Origin of the sequence: Microbacterium meiriae (genome assembly GCF_032364335.1) — a bacterium.
Taxonomy (GTDB): domain Bacteria; phylum Actinomycetota; class Actinomycetes; order Actinomycetales; family Microbacteriaceae; genus Microbacterium; species Microbacterium meiriae.
The window spans coordinates 2,685,691-2,702,511 of sequence record NZ_CP133984.1; the positions used below are offsets into that span (position 1 = coordinate 2,685,691).

Here is a 16,821-nt window from a genome sequence, read left to right on the forward strand (position 1 = left end):
CGCCTCCCGCGGGCCTAGGTCACGTCCCGCCGCAGGAACACGGCCGATCCCGCCCCCACGGCGAGGAGGATCCAGCCCGCCGCGATCGGCACGGCCAGCAGCCCGAGTCCTCCGCCCGCCGGGATGCCGACGGCGGACCCGTCGAACCGGAAGGCGTCGAGCAGAGCAGGAAGAGGCAGGTAGACGGCGCCGGCGCTCCAGAACATCGCCACGAGCAGCCCGACCCCCATCGAGAACGCGGTGACGAACAGCGCCGCGAGATGCGCCTGCACGACGATGCCGACCCCCAGGCCCCAGAGGGCGGCGGCCGCGCCGAGGGCGAGGGCGGCCATGACGGCGGACGGATGCACGGGGATCCCGCCCATCGTGACGAACAGCGCCGCGCGGCCGCCGAGGACGGCCGCGACCGCGACGACCGCGCCGCCCAGCGCCGAGGCAGGCATACGGACGACGAGCATCGCCCACCGGGACTCCAGCATCAGTCGCTGCGCGACGACACCGTCCCGCCGGTCGATCGTGTAGCGGAAGGAGCCGTAGACGGCGGCGAGGATGCCGGCGTAGGTCGCGAGCACGGCGTCGAACGGGGCCACCAGTCCTTCCCGCGCCTCCCGTGGCGCATCGCCGAGCTCCGCCGGGATGCTGGTCGCCAGGGACAGGGACAGCACGAAGGCCGCCAGCGCCATCCCGAGGAGGACGACATCCCCGGCCGCGCCGCGCGCCTGCGCCCGCAGCGCCCGACCGATCACGCGACGCTCCGGCGTCCTCGGACGGCGGCGAGCGCGACGAGGCCGATGGCCCATGCCACCCCGATGCCGAGGGCAGGCACGAAGGCGAGCAGTCGTCCCTGGTACTCCGGCACGCTCAGCGCGGCGATGGCCATCCCGGGTGAGAACCGCGCGACCTCCGGTGCCGTCCGCAGCAGCGCGAACTCCAGCGCCATCGGGAAGACGAGGACGATGATCGCCGTCGCGTAGTAGTTCCGGGTGATCCAGCCGATCGCCCCGCCGATGAGAGCACCGAGGACGACCCCGGTCACGGCCCCGGCGATGATCCGCCATGCCTCGGCGGTGAAGACGAGCGCGAGCCCGTGGCGCGCGAGCAGGAGGGAGATCGCGAGCGTCCATAGCAGGAAGACGACGCCGGCCAGCGCCAGGGCGATGAGGACGCCGGCGACCAGTTTCCCTCGGAAGGCGCGACGGAAGCCGACCGCCGTGAGCGTGCGGTCCATGGAGCCGTAGTAGTACTCCCGCGTCACCGGGTAGGCACCGACGAACGCCGCCGAGATGACCGACCACGCGAGCGGCTCCAGCAGTCGAGCCGTCGCCGCGCCGGGGTCGAGGCCGTCGAGAGCGAAGCGCGAGCCGTCGGAGAAGAGCACGAACGTCGGCATGAGGACGGCGACGAGGTACACGGCGAAGATCGACAGCCCGCTCACCGCGCGCAGCAGCTCGCTGCGGATCAGGCCGCTCACGCCGGGGCTCCCTCGACGAGGTCGAAGTACCGGCTCTCGAGCGAGTCGGCCCCGCCGGTGACCAGATCGTCCAGCCGTCCGGCGAAGAGCGCCCGACGCTTGATCACGACGACCTCGTCCACGACCTGCTCGAGTTCGGGGAGCTGATGACTGGAGACGAGGACCGTGCCGCCGCGTTCGGCGAAACCGCGGAGGAACCGGCGCAGCCAGCGGATGCCGTCGGGATCCAGCCCGTTGGCCGGTTCGTCGAGGATGAGCGTCCGCGGCGCGCCGATCAATGCGGCGGCCAGCCCGAGCCGCTGGGCCATGCCCGTCGAGTACGTCTTCACGCGCCGACGCGCATCGGCGGCCAGGCCGACCTCGGTGAGGACCTCGTCGACGCGGTCGCGGGGCGCCCCGGCGGCGAGTCGGCAGATCTCCAGATGCCGTCGCCCCGAGATGCCCGGCTCGAAGCCGAACCCGTCCATGTGGACGCCGACGTGCGCAGCGGGGTTGTCGAGCGCACCGAACGGCGCCCCGTCGATGAGGGTCTCTCCGCCGGTCGGGCGCACGAGGCCGACGATCGCCCGCAGCGTCGTCGACTTCCCTGCGCCGTTCGGTCCGAGCAGCCCGACGATCGCTCCGCGGGGCACGGCGAACGACAGGTCCTCGACGGCGGTGCGGTGTCCGAACCTCTTGGTCAGGCCGCGCACCTCGATGGCGTGCTGATTCATGGTCATCCTCTCTCCTCCTCGCTCGTGGGGGTCGCCAGCGGCGACACGGCCGCCGCCCAGAGCGCATGCCACAGCGGGGTCGTGCCCAGCTCGACCCGCGCCTGTCCGGCTGCCGGCAGGGCGCTCCTGTCCCCGGTCACCTCGACCTCCGCAACGGCCGTCGCCGCGACAGTCACCCCGGGCACCCTGACCGGGTACAGCGCCTCGATCGGGACCTCGGCCTCCGCCGCAGGGCGGACCGCGGTCCTCCCCTCGCCCCGGTACTCGTTCGCGAGGATCCCCCGCGTCGACAGGATGACGCGTGCACCGTCCGGGATGTCTGCACCGGCGTCCGCTCCTCCGCGGACCAGGACCACGCGGTCGTCGTCCACCCGGAACCCGAGTGTCGCGGCCGTCGGGACCGGGATGAGGATGCCGGCGGCCACCGTGCCGACGGCGAGCGCGGCGGTCACCGCGACGAGACGAGTCCGGGAGACACCGGATCGCCGCACACGGATCAGTGCGCGCACCAGGAGGGCGACGCCCACCACGACCACGACGCTCTCCAGGCCGAGCACGACGAGGCTCGCCCCCGGCCCGCCCCCGGCGAGCAGCTGTGCGGTCCGCACGACCGCGAACAGCACCATCACGACCGGCGCCGCCAGGCAGCACAGGCCGAACGGCACGCTCCACCACCGCTCCAGCGCCCGAGGCTGCCGCGGGCCGCCGAACAGGACACGGGCGAGGAAGCCCCCGCCGTCGCGAACCGTCCTCCCCCGGAGGTTCGGTTCGTCCAGCGCGCTCATCAACGCGATGTACCCGTCGAACCGCACGAACGGGATCAGGTTCACGAGGACGACGACAGTGCAGGAGATCGCGAGGAGCAGCAGCGTCTCGCGGGCCGTCGACGCCGGCAGGCCGAGAGCCGCGAGCATCGCCACCGCCGCCGCGGTGGCGTGGACGGCCGGACCGGCGAGCGCGATCGCCACACGATGCCGACGGTCGGCGAGCCGCCATCCGTCCGTCACATCGACGAAGAACGCGGGCGTGAGGTAGAAGAGCATGAATCCGGCGCGTCGGGGCCGGCCGCCCAGCCGGGTGAGGGTGAGCCCGTGCGCGGCCTCGTGGAACAGCGTCGCGAGTCCCAGCGCCACGACGACGACGATGAAGCCGGTGAGCGGTAGGGGGCGGGTGAGCACGTTCCCCAGATCGCCGGCCTGCAGGATCGCGGCGACGACCCCGGCGACGAGCACCGCGGCGACGGCCGCGAGGGTTGCTCGACGCGGGACGGGGACGACCAGCCGGTCCAGGCGCGCGAAGAGGGCGGGCGCACGGAGCGTCGCGAACTGCAGTGTGAACGGTGGCCGGTAGGCGACACGGCCGGGTGGGCGTGACGCGCCCCCGTCCAGGAGCCCGTTGTCACGGAAGCGCTCCACCAGTCGCAGCACGCTCTCGTCGGTCGCCTCCGGCGCGAAGCGCGCCTGCAGCGCGGAGACCGGGGTCCGGCCGTCCATCGCCGTCAGCAGGTCGACCACCGCGCGGGACAGCCGCGCGGACGGCACGCCCTGCACCGTGGCGAGCCACGCGGAGCCCTCGCCGGTCGGCTCGAAATCCACGCCGGTCGCAAGAGCGGGACACGTCTCCGCGGTGAGGGGAGCCCGTCCTCGTCCGCGCTGTCGCCACAGGGACCGGGAACCCGCGGTGGTCATCGCGCACCCCCTCGATCCCCGGAGGGAGACGTCGTGAGGAGCAGGATCTCCCCGGGGACCGGCGTCCGCACCGGAGAGATCCGGGGGGCCGTGAAGCCGGCCGCGACGAGTTCGTCGGCCAGGATCTCGGGGCTCAGCACATGCAGACGACTCGTGAGCACCGACACCTCCGCGCCCGGGGCGATGTCGGCGAGACGGACCCAGTTGACCACCCGTACGGCGCCGTCGTCCTCGATCTGCTGCGCGAACAGGTAGGGCTCGTCTCCGGCGCTTCCGGGAACCACGATCTCGCGGTCGGCCGTCACCGCGAGGCGGTCCGCCGACGCTCTGCCCGCGACGGTGAGGGCGAAGACACCGGTGGAGTCGAGATGACGTCGGACACCCGCGTAGAGACGCGCCCGGCCCTCCCGGTCGAGCACCGTGATGGAGGTCGCCCCGAGGATGACCAGACCGTACCGCCCGTCGAGCGCGAGGTCGCGCATGTCCGCGACGACGCACTCGACCGTCCCGCCGTGCGGAACGGCTCCGCGGAGGCGCGCGAGCATGTCCGCCGAGAGATCGACCGCCGTGACGTGATGCCCGGAGCGCACGAGCGGCACCGTCAGCCGTCCGCTCCCGGCGGCGAGGTCGAGGACGGGACCGGGGACCGCGCGCGCGAGCGCCAGGACCTCCCGGACCTCCGCTCGGTCCGGGCCGACGAGCCGGTCGTAGAAGTCTGTGCCGGCCCCGGCGTACAGATCCTGCCCGCGGGCGGTCGCGCCGACCAGGTCGAGCCGTGCCGCCACGGTCTCGGTGATCAGGGATGTCATCCGTGCATCGCCTCTCCTCGCAGGGATGGTCGGGGGGTGCGGGCGGACGATCCCGCCCGCACCCTCTGTCAGGTCGCGATGGCGGCGGCTCCGCCGATGATCGCGATGATGTAGCTCGCGTGCTCCCACCACTCGAGCGGGGTGTCGATCTGTTCGAGTTCCAGGAACTCCAGCGACGTGGTCTGCAACGTGCACCTCCTAGGTCAGAGCGAGAATTCCGATGATCACGCCCACGGCGAAGCCGCGGATGTAGTCGTCGGCATCGCCCGGCGCATCCATGGCCTCGAGTTCGGTGAACTCGAGCGCCGGCAGTGCTGCGGTCATGCGTCCCTCCTTCCTGTGTCTGATCCGGATGCGGCTGGACGGCATCAGGTGGCGGCTGCCGCGCCGATCCCGATGAGGACCAGCGCACCGATCACGCCCTGGTAGAAGCTGTCCCAGCTGGGCGCCTCCATCGGGTCGAGCTCCTGGAATCGGATGCTCATCTCCGTGCTGTCGTTCATTCACATCACCTCCTCTCGGCCGTTCGGGGCCGGCGATCGCCGACCGGGGGCGTGCTCCACCGGGAGTCGTGGAGCACGGCGCGGATGTCCGTGGCACGGATTCCGCGCAGCATGGGTCGGTGGTCTCCCCAGGCGGTCTCGACCGCGGCGGCGATCCGATCGATCTCCCGTGCGCTCGGGCGCGGCGGTGACGGGAGGTCTGCCTGATCGACGAGCGCGGCGATGCCGGCGGCCGGGTCACGCGGCAGTTCGGTCGCGCCCACGACGCCTGTCCAGAAGGCGTCGAGGCTGGCGCGGTCGCCCCAGCGGAGATCTCCCGCGCCGATCCGACGCCAGACCGCGGCGATGACCGCCGCGGTGGCGGTCATCTTGCGGACGCCGAGATGGAAGGCGATCTCGTTCGCGAGGTACCAGTGGCGGGCACTGTACGGATCGGGTCCGCGGAGCGCTGCCGTGCGCTGGGTGGCGGCACTCAGGCGCGCGAGACGCAGGCGCCCCGCCGCCGATATCGCTTCGCCGGCTGCGGCCTCGAGGAGAGCGCCGCCGAGCAGCCTCGCGTCGCGCTCCGCTCGCTCCGTCCGCGGGCTCGTCGACGCTCCGGCCACCCGGAGGAAAGCCTCCAGCGCCCCTTCCCGCACGACAGCGGGGCTGAGCGTGGCGAGCCGTTCGGGATCGAGGACGGCGTGACGCGGGCGCAGCGGTCGACCGATGAGGAGCCGGGACCCGTACCTGTTCCGGAGGACGGCGACGCTGTTCGTCTCCGAGGACGTGCCGAGTGTCGACGGCATCGCGATGATGTCGACGGGCGGAGGCGCGTCGGGCAGGACCGTGAGCGCTGCCGTCGCCGCGTGCCGGAGGGCGAAGTCGAAGAGGCGTCCGGGGCTGAGCGCCAGGGCCGCGATCTTGCTCGCATCGAGGACGCTTCCGCCTCCGACGGCCACGATGACCTCGGGCGGGCGCCGGATGATCTCGTCGGCGAGCAGGAGGACCCCGACCTCGTCCACCGCGGAGGCGTCCACCGTCATCCTCCGCACCTGCTGTGCGGTCGGAAAGGTGTGCGCGACGGCCGCGTCGGCGATCACGAGCGTGTCCCGCCCCGCCGTCAGACGCCCTGTCGTCTCTCGGGCGCGGGGCCCGTGCCACAGTGTGGGGACGCGGCCGGCGAAGGGCGCGCTCATGCCGCCGCCTCCCGCACGCGCGCCAGACCGGCCCGCACGGCACGATCGGTCTCGGCCAGTTCCGCCGGCGAGAAGCCGTAGGCGGGGATGAGCTGGAAGGAGCTCGGACCGGGGTGGACCACGACGCCGCTGTCGGAGATGGCGGACACCACCTCCAGGACCTCGGTGCCGGAGAGCGGGGAGTCGTCGGGCCGGCGGAGCCCCAGGCCGACGAAGCAGCCGGAGCCGGTGACATCGGTGACGATGCCCTCGTCCTGCCAGCTCCGGGCGAGGCGGTGCAGCGCGGTCGCCAGTGCCTGGGCCGTCGCCTCGACGTCGATACGGCGGAGCTCGTCGATCACGGCGAGGATCGCCGCGGCGCAGGCCGGCGTGCCCGCCTGCGTCTCCCCGTGGACGAAGGTCCACCCGCCGCGCGCGTAGGCCATCGCGATGCGGTGTCCGACGAGGAGCACGGCGGCCCCCATCGCGCCGTTCGTCAGCGCCTTCGACAGGATGAGGACGTCCGGAGCGGACGCCCAGCGGTCGGTGGCGAACAGCGAGCCGGTGCGGCCGAAGCCGGTCGCGACCTCGTCCGCGACCAGCAGGAACCCGTGCCGCTCCCGCAGCTCCAGGAGACGGTGGACGAAGGCGTCGGACAGGGCGTGGGCGCCGCTGCCCAGGACCGGCTCCACCACGACCGAGGCGACGCGGGACCCCTCGCGCTCCAGCAGCGCCGCGAGTTCCTCCCCGTCGTCGGAGTGCGACACGTGCCGCACCGTCCGCCGGTCGACGCCGTAGACGGACTGCAGCAGGTCGTCGCCGCTCAGCACGTGACTGCCGTACATCGTGCCGTGATAGCTGCCGCGGAGACCGACGACGAGGGATCGAGAGCCCGCGCCCTGCTGCGCCCAGTACTGCCGCGCGAGCTTCATCGCGGCATCGTTGGCCGCCCCGCCCGACGTGGAGAAGATCACGCGGCGGTAGCGCTCGGAACCCGCGAGGGCGATGAGGGCGTCGGCGGCATCCTCGGCGTACCGGTGCGGTGCGCGGAACAGCGACAGATACGAGGCGTTGTGCGCGGCCCTGTTCACCGCTTCGGCGACCCGGGGGTTGCCGAAGCCGAGGGGGACGTTCCACAGCCCGCTCGTCGCGCACAGACGGTGGGAGCCGTCGGCGTAGGAGATCCGATGCCCGGAGGCGCCCACCGCCACGCGATCCGGAGGGAAGGCGGTGTCGGCGGGGAGCATGGATGTCCACAGCGCGTGCGGCACGCTCATCGGGTGCCGCCGCTCTGGCCGCTCTCGACCGGACGGCCGAGATGGAGGCCGAGCACCTCCAGCGCCTCGAGGCAGAGTCGCCGCGCATGCGCGTCGGGCACTCCGCACGCCCGTGCCACGCGAGCCGCCGCCAGCCCGCGCGTCCGCGAGGTCTGGATCGCGTCGACCACGGTGGCGGTCAGCGGGGACAGCAGGTGCCGGCGCCGCGTCCCGACATCGGCGAGCAGGAACCCCTCGGCGGTGTCGAGCAGAAACGGATCGGTGGCCTCCGGCTCCGCATCCGCCAGACCGTCGTCGAGGAGCGTCCACCCGAAGCCCGCGATCCGGCCGGTGCCGTTCGGCAGGCGGAGCATCTTCCGGAGATCAGCCGCATCGAGGTATCGGCCGATCCACAGCCGGGCGTCGAGTTCGGTGATGAGGTCGGCCGAGCCGGGCACGCCGCCCAGCGCCGATGCCTCGGGCATGGCCTGCCCGAGGACGGCGGGGAGGTCGCGCACGTGACCGATCTCCTGCCCCTGCAGCCCGAGGTGCACGCCACCGTCCGCGTCGATGCGCAGGGCGCTCGGAGTCTCCACCTCGTGTGGCCGCGCGAGAACGTGGCGACCCGCGAGCAGCACCCGGGGATCGAGCATCGCGGCGGCGAAGACCCCGGTGCTGCGGGCGAGATCGGCGTCGTCGAGGAAGGCGCGCCAGCTCGCCTCGTCGAAGAAGCGCACGGCCGTCGGTCCGATGATCTGAACGAACGAGGCCGCGATGTAGTCCTGGAGCTCGACGCCGCGCTCCCCCAGGAAGAACTCGTCGCCGAGGTCGGCGAGCATTCCGCTGTAACCGACGATCCTCGCCGTCCCCGGCCGCGACGTCGATTCGAGGGGCTGGAAGATCACATCCTCGGGCCCTGCCGCCGCAGCGACAGCCTCCGCCCCCGCCTCGGTCTCCCGCAGGAACACGCGGGTGCGGGCCTCCCGCGCTCCCGTGACCCACGCCCGCAGGGCGTGCGGGCCGAGGAGCGGGTCTTCGCCCGTCGGTCCCTCGTCGCGTCGTGCCGTCCTCGCACTCGTCCCCATGATCCCCCCAGAGAACCGGATCCGCCTGACGCCTTTGCGTCTTCATATGAAGATATCTAGACCTCTGATGACGTGCAATATAACAGCTTTCACCGCCGCGCCCGGTGATCGCCGGTATGTCACGAGGTCGGCGGGACATCGGATAGGATGGACAGGTTGTTCCCTGGTGACGTGTCCGAGCGGCCGAAGGAGCACGCTTGGAAAGCGTGTGTTGTGCAAGCAACCGCGGGTTCGAATCCCGCCGTCACCGCCACAGACGAAGAAGACCTCCGCATCGCGGAGGTCTTCTCTCGTTTCGGGTGCCGTCAGCCGTCGAAGCGCACCCCGTACGTCAGACCACCCGGTCCGGACGGCAGCCGGGTCATGCCGAGCCGCTCGTAGAAGGCGGCCGCGCCGCTGTTCGCGGGGTCCATCCCCAGATGCAGGGCAGGGACACCGCGTCGGCGCAACTCGGCGAAGAGCGTCTCGATGAGACCGCGCCCCAGCCCCTGCCCCTGGGTCTCCGGCAGCAGGTCGATGTGCAGATGCGCCGGATACTCCGCCGCGTTCGGCTCGACGCCCGGCTCCCTCGTGTACCCGTACTCGATCAGCTTCTGCTCGCGTGTCTGCGGGTCGGCCGACCGCGGATAGCGCGCGTGAAGGGTGGGCCACCACTCATCACGGAACCAGGCGTAGAACGCGTCGGTGTCGTCGGTGGCGACGATGTAGCCGATGGTGCGCCCGTCCTCCGCTTCCACGACCCAGGCGAGGTCCGGGTGCCGCTCGACGTACGGCACCGCGAAGAGGTTCCCCCAGAGCTCGTCATCGGACAGCACCCCGGTGGCGTCTCCCCCGGCGTCGGCCGTCCGCAGGCAGATCTCGAACATCGCCGCGCGATCGGTCGGACGGTAGGGACGGATACGCGACACGGAGGCTCCTCGGGCAGGTCAGGTTCCGCTCAGCCTATCGGCGCGTGCGGTCGCCTCGACGTCGCGTCGCACCCACGGCACCAGCCAGGCCGCCAGCACAAGGACGACCCCGGCCCCGACGAACGCACCCCCGAGCGTGTCCGTCGCCCAGTGCACCGACAGGAAGGTGCGCGACAGAGCCATGAGCACGATCCATGCGGCCCCCACGATCGCCACCCACACCCGCGGGAAGAGCACCCACAGCACGAGGGCGATGGTCGCCGCGTTCGCGGTGTGCCCGGACGGGAACGAGCCGTAATCGCTCACGACGAGCATGTCGTGCGGTCGGGCACGGCCGAAGATGTTCTTCAGGAGCTGCACGGCGCCCGCGCTGACGAGGAAGCAGAGCGCGGCGAACAGCGCACCCCGCCATCGCCGCAGGAGCAGCAGGACGAGGATCGTCCCCAGCGGCACGGCGAGGATGGCGACCCAGCCGCCGCCGATCCAGTTCAGCGCGAGGGCGAAGCTCAGCATCCAGTCCGCGCGGACCGCGGCGATCGTGTCGTTCCACCACTGGTCGAGGCCCGGCGTCTGCGGATACACGAAGACGACGAGAGCGCCGAGGGCAGTGGCCAGGAGGAGGCAGGCGACGCCCCACCACAGCAGCATCCGTCGATTCATCGTCCCATTGTGACGGACGCCCCCGCGATCGCGGGTCGGCGTGCCGGTCAGCGGGCGATGCGGGCGAGCCCCTCCTCGAGATCCGCGATGAGGTCGGCCACGTCCTCGATGCCGACGGAGAGACGCACGACGTTCTCCGGGACGGCGAGCTCGGTTCCGCGGACCGACGCGTGCGTCATCTCCGGCGGGTAGCCGATGAGCGACTCCACGCCGCCGAGGGACTCGGCGAGCTGGAACACGGTCGTGCTCTCGGCGAAGACCCGGGCAGCGTCCGCACCCGCGGCGAGGCCCAGCGACAGCATTCCGCCGAAGCCGCTCATCTGCCGCGCGGCGATCTCGTGACCGGGGTGCGAGGCGAGGCCCGGGTAGAACACCTGCGCGAACTCCGGCCGCGCCTGCGCCCACTCGGCGATCGCCTGCGCGTTCTCGGAGTGCTGCCGCATCCGCACGGCGAGGGTCTTGATGCCCCGGGTCGTCAGCCAGGCATCCAGCGGCGCCGAGACCGCGCCCACCGCGAACTGCTGGAACTTCACGGCCTCGACGAAGCGGTCGTCGCCGAAGACGACGGCGCCGCCGAGCACGTCGGAGTGCCCGCCGAGGTACTTCGTCGTCGAGTGCACGACGAGGTCGGCGCCGAGCGCGAGCGGCTGCTGCAGAGCCGGCGAGGCGAACGTGTTGTCGACCACGACGAGCACCCCGGCCGCGTGCGCCACCTCGGCGATGAGTGCGATGTCGATGACCTTCAGCAGCGGGTTGCTCGGCGTCTCCAGCCACACGATGCGGGTCTCGGGACGGATGGCCGCCCGGATCACGTCGACGTCGGAGAGCTCGACCGTGGTCGTGTCGATCCCCCACGGCGCGAGCACCTTCGTGAGCAGGCGGTAGGTGCCGCCGTAGACGTCGTTGCCGAGGAGCACGTGGTCGCCGGGCTTGAGGATGCCGCGGAGCAGACCGTCCTCCGCCGCGAGCCCCGAGGCGAACGACAGGGCCCCGACCCCGCCCTCGAGAGCGGCGAGCTGCGTTTCCAAGGAGGAGCGCGTCGGGTTGCCCGCGCGGTTGTACTCGTAGCCCTCGCGGAACCCTCCGATGCCGTCCTGCACGTGCGTCGACGCCTGATAGATCGGCGGGATGATCGCCCCGGTGATCGGGTCGGGCGCCTGTCCGGCGTGGATGGCTCGTGTGGCGAAGGCGTGGGCGTGGTCGGACATGCTCTCAGCCTACGTCCGGGTCCGCCGACGGGTCCCGGCCTGTTACGTCCCGCGTCACCGCGAGAGGTAGCCGAGCAGATCCTGCCGGGTCAGCACCGTGTGCGGCTTGCCGTCCTCGGTGACGAGGAGGGCGTCGGCGTCGGCGAGCGCGGCCCGTGCCTGCGCGACCGGCGCATGGATGCCGATCAGCGGCAGCCGCTCCCCCACGTGCGCGCCGACGGCGTCGCTCGGCTCGGCGTCGCCACGGAAGAGCAGGTCGAGCAGGCCCTTCTCGTCGACGGTGCCGACGACCTCGCCCATCATCACCGGCGGCTCGGCGCTGAGCACGACGAGCTGCGACACCTCGTACTCCGTCATCATGCCGATCGCCTCGAGCACCGTGTCGGTGGGGTGTGCGTGCACGAGGTCGGGAAGGCCGTGGCGGGAGGACCGGGCCGCGAGCACGTCGGCGACCGTCTCCCCCTCCTCCACCTCGCTGAAACCGTAGGAACGCATCCACCCGTCGTTGAAGATCTTGCCCAGGTAGCCGCGCCCGCCGTCCGGGAGGAGCACGACCATGACCGCGTCCGCCGGGAGGTCCTTCGCCACCCGCAGCGCGCCGACCACGGCCATGCCGCTGGAGCCGCCGACGAGGATGCCCTCCTCGCGGGCGAGGCGCCGCGTCATCGCGAAGGACTCCGCGTCGCCGACCGCGACGATCTCGTGCGGGACCGCGGGGTCGTACGCCCCCGGCCAGATGTCCTCGCCCACGCCCTCGACGAGGTAGGGCCGGCCGGTGCCGCCGCTGTACACGCTGCCTTCGGGGTCGACACCGACGATCCGCACGGCATCGTCTGACACCTCGCGCAGATAGCGGCCGGTGCCGGTGATCGTGCCGCCCGTCCCCACGCCGGCGACGAAATGGGTGACCCGGCCGTCGGTGTCCCGCCAGATCTCCGGTCCCGTCGTCTCGTAGTGGCTGCGCGGCCCGTTCGGGTTCTCGTACTGGTTCGGCTTGAACGCCCCGGGGATCTCCCGTGCCAGCCGGTCGCTCACGCTGTAGTACGACTCCGGGCTGTCAGCCGGGACCGAGGTCGGGGTCACGACGACCTCCGCGCCGTACGCGCGGAGCACGTCGATCTTGTCCTCGCCCACCTTGTCCGGGAGCACGAAGACGCAGCGGTAGCCGCGCTGCTGGGCGACGAGGGCGAGCCCGACGCCGGTGTTGCCGCTCGTGGGCTCGACGATCGTCCCGCCGGGCTGCAGGTCCCCCGCGGCCTCGGCGGCGTCGATGATCCGGGCCGCGATCCGATCCTTCGCCGACCCGCCCGGGTTCAGGTACTCGAGCTTCACGAGCACCGTGCACGCGATGCCCTCGGTGACGTGCTGGAGCTTCACCAGGGGCGTGTCGCCGACGAGGTCGACGATGGAGTCTGCGTACTTCATCTGTTCAGGGTACGGCGAGGCGTCCCGCCGCCGGGGCTGTGTTTCACCCGCGCTTCGACAGGCTCAGCGACCCACGACGTGGGTCACTGAGCCCGTCGAAGGGCCCTGAGCCCGTCGAAGGGCCTGAGCCCGTCGAAGGGTCAGCCCTTCGTCGCGCCGGCCAGCAGGCCGCGGACGAAGAAGCGCTGCAGGGCGAAGAACACGATCAGCGGGACGATGATCGAGATGAACGTTCCCGCGGACTGCAGGAACCACTTGTTCCCCCAGGTCCCCGAGAGCGAGTTCAGCGCCTGGGTGATCGGCAGGGCGCCGGGCGAGGCGAAGATCGTCGCGACCAGCAGGTCGTTCCACACCCAGAGGAACTGGAAGATAGCGAAGGACGCGATCGCCGGAGCCGCCAGCGGCAGGATGATCCGGAAGAACACCTGTCCGTGTCCGGCACCGTCAACGCGGGCCGCCTCGATGATCTCACCCGGGATCTCGGAGATGAAGTTGTGGAGCATGAACGTCGCCAGCGGCAGCGCGAAGATCGCGTGCGCGATCCAGACGCGGGCGAAGCTGTACTGCACCTCGTTCAGCCCGAACCCCGGGAAGATCGGCACGTCGTTGATCGTCAGCCCGTCCGAGAACAGGCTCAGCAGCGGTACGAGGGCCATCTGCAGCGGCACGATCTGCAGCGCGAACACGAAGATGAAGAGCATGTTCCGACCCTTGAAGTCGATCCATGCGAACGCGTACGCGGCCAGCGCCGCCATCACGATCGGGAACACGGTGGCTGGGATCGTGATGGCCAGCGAGTTGATGAACGCGGTCGCGAGGGTCGTCGAGGTCCCGCCCGAGTTCCACGCCTGGACGTAGTTGTCGAACGTGAACTCCGGGTTGGAGAAGACCGTCCACCAGCCGCTGTTCTGCGTGTCGGCGCCCGGACGGAACGACGTCACGAAGAGGCCGAAGGTCGGGATCGTCCAGAAGAGCGCGATGACCGCGGCCGCGATCGTCGCCCCCTTCGAGGTCAGCTTCTTGTGGGCGGTCGCCTCATTACGACGCGTGTCGCGCGCCACCTGGCGCTTGGTGCGGTTGTCCACGACGGTGGCCTGGGTTGCACTCATCAGCGGATCTCCCTCTGCTTGGCCATCGATCGGGCGTTGTAGACGATCAGCGGCAACACGAACAGGAACAGCACGACGGCGAGCGCCGACGAGTGCCCGTAGCTCTGGAACCGCTGCTGCTGGTTGACCATCTCGAAACCGAGGACGCTGGTCTCGTCACGACCGCCGGTCATCACGGCGACGATGTCGTACACCTTCAGCGAGGCGATCGTGATGGTCGTGAGGACGACGATCAGCGACGACCGGATGCCGGGCACCGTCACGTTGCGGAAGCGCTGCCAGGCGTTCGTGCCGTCGAGCTCGGCCGCCTCCATCTGCTCGATCGGCACGGCCTTGATCGCGGCGGAGAGGATGACCATCGCGAACCCGGTCTGGGTCCAGATGAACACGATGAGCAGCATGAGCGTGTTGAGGATCGGCTTGATGGCCAGCCACTGCACGGGGTCGCCGCCGAAAGCGGTGACGATGGCGTTGAGGAGACCGATCTGGTCGCCCTGGCGGGCGTCGTACATGAACTTCCAGATGATGCCCGCGCCGACGAACGAGATCGCCACCGGCATGAACACGAGCACCTTCAGGAACTTCTCACCGCGCGCACGGTCGATGAAGACGGCGTACGCGAGACCGATGACCACCGAGATCACCGGAGCGAGCAGCGCCCAGATGATGGTGTTGATCACCGACGACGTACCGACCGGGTTGGTGAAGACCCAGATGTAGTTCTCGAGTCCGACGAACTGGTTCCCCGACTTGTCGAAGAAGGACTTGAAGATCGTCGAGATCGCCGGGTAGATGAGGCCCAGCAGCAGCATGATCGCCGCGGGAGCCATGAACAGCACGAGCTGGAACAGGTAACCGGCTCCCTGTCGGGCGCGGAAGTCGGCGAAGAAGAGGAGCGCACCGACGAGCAGTGCGATCGCGACGACGTACACCACGGCGTTCGCGTAGGGACGAAGCAGCAGCAGGGCGAGCACCGGGATGACGAGGCACGCGACCAGCCGCATGATCGAGTAGCCGCGACCGGGGCGGGGCGCGAACTCGATCAGCACGAGGATGATCGCCACGACCACGCCGAACACGAGCAGCACGGCGGGGATCTGCACCAACGGATTCAGACCGCCCAGCCACAGGAAGAAGCTGTTGAGCGAGAACCCGATCGTGATCCGCGAGGACTCCTCGGTCGGGGCGGTGAAGACGAGGAGGAGAGCGAGGGCGGCGACGACCACGAAGCCGATCGCGAGGACCGTCCGCGTGGCCTTCCTCCCCTTCTCGTCGGTGCCATGCGTCGTCGGCGGCGCGTCAGCCTCGACGGGTTTCTCGATGGTCGCGTGCGACATGAACGTCCCCTTCTGGATCGTGCTGGGTTCCCGCGCAGTACGGATCGGTGGAGCGGGGCCGGGCTGTGCAGCCCGGCCCCGCTCTGCCTACGAAGATCGCGTCGAGGCGATCAGTTCTCGTAGCCGGCCTGGATGTCGGAGAGCACCGTGTCGGTGTCCTTGCCGTCGATCCAGTCGACCATCCCCTTCCAGAACGAGCCCGAGCCGACGGTCGACGGCATCAGGTCGGAAGCGTCGAACCGGAAGGTCGTCGCGTCGTCCTGCATGATGGTCATCGCCTCCTGGAGGAACTCGCTCGAAGCGAGGCTCGGGTCGGCGTTCTTGTTGGCGGAGATGACGCCGCCGAGCTCGACACGCGCGTCGGCGAACTCGGGCGATGCCATGAACTCGAGCACCTTCTGGGTGGCCTCGTCGTCCGAGAACGCCGCGACGAACTCGCCGCCGCCCTCGACCTGGAGCTCGCCCGCGGTCTCGCCCGGCATGATGAACGCGTAGACGTCGCCGTCCGGCGCGACCTCGGGGACGTTGCCGTCCGCGGTCTCCGTGTCGAGGAAGTTCGCCGACAGGAACGAGGCCTGGTGGGTCAGTGCGCAGTCGCCCTTGGCCACCGCGTTGGCGACGTCACCGAAGGCGGTCGAGTTGATGCTCTTGACGTCGCCGTAGCCGGCGTTGACGTACTCCGGGTTGAGCAGGATCTCACCCACGGCGTCGAAGGCCTGCTTGATCTCGGGATCGGTGAACTTCACGTCACCGGCCACCCAGTCGTCGTAGACCTCGGGACCCGACTGACGCAGGACGAGGTCCTCGATCCAGTCCGTTCCCGGCCAGCCGGATGCCGCCTCGGAGGAGAAGCCCGCGCACCAGGCCGGACCGCCGGTCTTCTCGACGATCGTGTCGGTGAGGGCGATCATGTCGTCCCAGGTCTCCGGGACCTCGACGCCCCACTCGGCGAACTGCTTCGGCGAGTACCAGACGTAGCCCTTGAGGTTCGCCAGCATCGGCGCCGCGTAGAAGGTGTCGTCGAACGTGCCGTACTTCTTCCAGTCCTCGGACCAGTTCTCGTCGACGGCGGACTCGACGGCCTCGGGTGCCGGCATGACCTTGCCGGTGTCGACGAGGGTCTTGAGCAGACCGGGCTGCGGGACGATCGCGATGTCCGGGGCGTCTCCACCCGTCACCTTGGTCACGATGTTGCCCTCGAAGCCCTTGTCGCCGGTGTACTCGACCTTGATACCGGTGTCCTTCGTGAACTGCTCGAAGGACGCGTTCAGGTCGTCGGCCTCGACGCCCGTGATGCCGCCGGAGATCCGGACGGTGTCCTTGGTCTCTCCGCCCTCGTCGCCCCCGCCCTCGGCGCAGCCGGCGAGCGCGAGAGACGCGACGCCGACGAGTGCGATGGGGGCGAGCAGGCGGTATCGCTGTGACAAAGCCATGTACTTCTCCTCTTCAGGTGGATCTTCAGTCCGCCCAAGGAGAGCAATCGCCGCAACCA

The 16,821-nt window shown here is 70.6% G+C and carries 18 protein-coding genes and 1 tRNA gene; 1 reads left to right on the plus strand and 18 read right to left on the minus strand.

What is annotated here, in order from left to right:
* Positions 1-14: 14 nt before the first annotated feature.
* The 11 genes from RI211_RS12975 to mpaB all read right to left on the minus strand — a co-directional run bounded on the left by RI211_RS12975 (position 15) and on the right by mpaB (position 8,682).
* The gene (locus tag RI211_RS12975; RefSeq protein ID WP_315637834.1) at positions 15-746 is read right to left on the minus strand and encodes a hypothetical protein; all 732 of its coding nucleotides are present in this window, start codon (positions 744-746) and stop codon (positions 15-17) included.
* Entirely contained in the window at positions 743-1,471 is a 729-nt protein-coding gene (locus tag RI211_RS12980; protein WP_315637833.1) for an ABC transporter permease, read from the minus strand. The genes RI211_RS12975 and RI211_RS12980 overlap by 4 nt, the downstream gene beginning before the upstream one ends.
* A complete protein-coding gene (locus tag RI211_RS12985; protein WP_315637832.1) occupies positions 1,468-2,190 on the minus strand; it encodes an ATP-binding cassette domain-containing protein in 723 nt (240 codons plus the stop codon). Before RI211_RS12985 ends, RI211_RS12980 begins: the two co-directional genes overlap by 4 nt.
* On the minus strand, positions 2,187-3,872 hold the full coding sequence (gene mpaP, locus RI211_RS12990; RefSeq protein ID WP_315637831.1) for a daptide biosynthesis intramembrane metalloprotease: 1,686 nt from the start codon (positions 3,870-3,872) through the stop codon (positions 2,187-2,189). Before mpaP ends, RI211_RS12985 begins: the two co-directional genes overlap by 4 nt.
* Positions 3,869-4,681, minus strand: coding sequence for a daptide-type RiPP biosynthesis methyltransferase (gene mpaM, locus RI211_RS12995; protein ID WP_315637830.1), 813 nt, complete (start codon positions 4,679-4,681; stop codon positions 3,869-3,871). The genes mpaP and mpaM overlap by 4 nt, the downstream gene beginning before the upstream one ends.
* Before the next feature lie 68 nt (positions 4,682-4,749).
* Positions 4,750-4,869, minus strand: a complete 120-nt coding sequence (mpaA3, locus tag RI211_RS13000; RefSeq protein ID WP_292788270.1) for an MpaA3 family daptide-type RiPP — start codon at positions 4,867-4,869, stop codon at positions 4,750-4,752.
* A gap of 10 nt (positions 4,870-4,879) precedes the next feature.
* Complete coding sequence (gene mpaA2, locus RI211_RS13005; protein WP_257721411.1) at positions 4,880-5,005, minus strand: MpaA2 family daptide-type RiPP; 126 nt, start codon at positions 5,003-5,005, stop codon at positions 4,880-4,882.
* A 44-nt stretch (positions 5,006-5,049) separates the two neighbouring features.
* A complete protein-coding gene (gene mpaA1 / locus RI211_RS13010) occupies positions 5,050-5,184 on the minus strand; it encodes an MpaA1 family daptide-type RiPP (RefSeq protein ID WP_259951368.1) in 135 nt (44 codons plus the stop codon).
* Between the two features lie 5 nt (positions 5,185-5,189).
* The gene (gene mpaC, locus RI211_RS13015) at positions 5,190-6,362 is read right to left on the minus strand and encodes a daptide-type RiPP biosynthesis dehydogenase (RefSeq protein WP_315637829.1); all 1,173 of its coding nucleotides are present in this window, start codon (positions 6,360-6,362) and stop codon (positions 5,190-5,192) included.
* Entirely contained in the window at positions 6,359-7,618 is a 1,260-nt protein-coding gene (gene mpaD / locus RI211_RS13020) for a daptide-type RiPP biosynthesis aminotransferase (RefSeq protein ID WP_315637828.1), read from the minus strand. Before mpaD ends, mpaC begins: the two co-directional genes overlap by 4 nt.
* Positions 7,615-8,682: a daptide biosynthesis RiPP recognition protein gene (mpaB, locus tag RI211_RS13025; protein WP_315637827.1), complete on the minus strand. Its 1,068-nt coding sequence runs from the start codon at positions 8,680-8,682 to the stop codon at positions 7,615-7,617. Before mpaB ends, mpaD begins: the two co-directional genes overlap by 4 nt.
* 165 nt (positions 8,683-8,847) lie before the next feature.
* On the opposite strand from mpaB, the gene RI211_RS13030 reads away from it, so the two are divergent.
* Positions 8,848-8,935, plus strand: a tRNA-Ser gene (locus tag RI211_RS13030).
* Positions 8,936-8,987: 52 nt separating this feature from the next.
* Here RI211_RS13030 and RI211_RS13035 read toward each other — a convergent pair.
* The 7 genes from RI211_RS13035 to RI211_RS13065 all read right to left on the minus strand — a co-directional run bounded on the left by RI211_RS13035 (position 8,988) and on the right by RI211_RS13065 (position 16,762).
* On the minus strand, positions 8,988-9,590 hold the full coding sequence (locus RI211_RS13035) for a GNAT family N-acetyltransferase (RefSeq protein WP_187662180.1): 603 nt from the start codon (positions 9,588-9,590) through the stop codon (positions 8,988-8,990).
* 18 nt (positions 9,591-9,608) lie between these two features.
* Positions 9,609-10,250 (minus strand): phosphatase PAP2 family protein, encoded by a 642-nt coding sequence (locus tag RI211_RS13040; protein ID WP_232089083.1) that lies wholly within the window; start codon positions 10,248-10,250, stop codon positions 9,609-9,611.
* A gap of 47 nt (positions 10,251-10,297) precedes the next feature.
* On the minus strand, positions 10,298-11,458 hold the full coding sequence (locus RI211_RS13045) for a cystathionine gamma-synthase (protein ID WP_315637826.1): 1,161 nt from the start codon (positions 11,456-11,458) through the stop codon (positions 10,298-10,300).
* Positions 11,459-11,512: 54 nt separating this feature from the next.
* A complete protein-coding gene (locus tag RI211_RS13050) occupies positions 11,513-12,883 on the minus strand; it encodes a cystathionine beta-synthase (protein WP_187662182.1) in 1,371 nt (456 codons plus the stop codon).
* Positions 12,884-13,023: 140 nt separating this feature from the next.
* On the minus strand, positions 13,024-13,992 hold the full coding sequence (locus tag RI211_RS13055) for a carbohydrate ABC transporter permease (RefSeq protein ID WP_187662183.1): 969 nt from the start codon (positions 13,990-13,992) through the stop codon (positions 13,024-13,026).
* Entirely contained in the window at positions 13,992-15,329 is a 1,338-nt protein-coding gene (locus tag RI211_RS13060; protein WP_187662184.1) for a carbohydrate ABC transporter permease, read from the minus strand. Before RI211_RS13060 ends, RI211_RS13055 begins: the two co-directional genes overlap by 1 nt.
* 110 nt (positions 15,330-15,439) lie before the next feature.
* Complete coding sequence (locus RI211_RS13065) at positions 15,440-16,762, minus strand: ABC transporter substrate-binding protein (RefSeq protein WP_315637825.1); 1,323 nt, start codon at positions 16,760-16,762, stop codon at positions 15,440-15,442.
* Positions 16,763-16,821 lie beyond the last annotated feature (59 nt).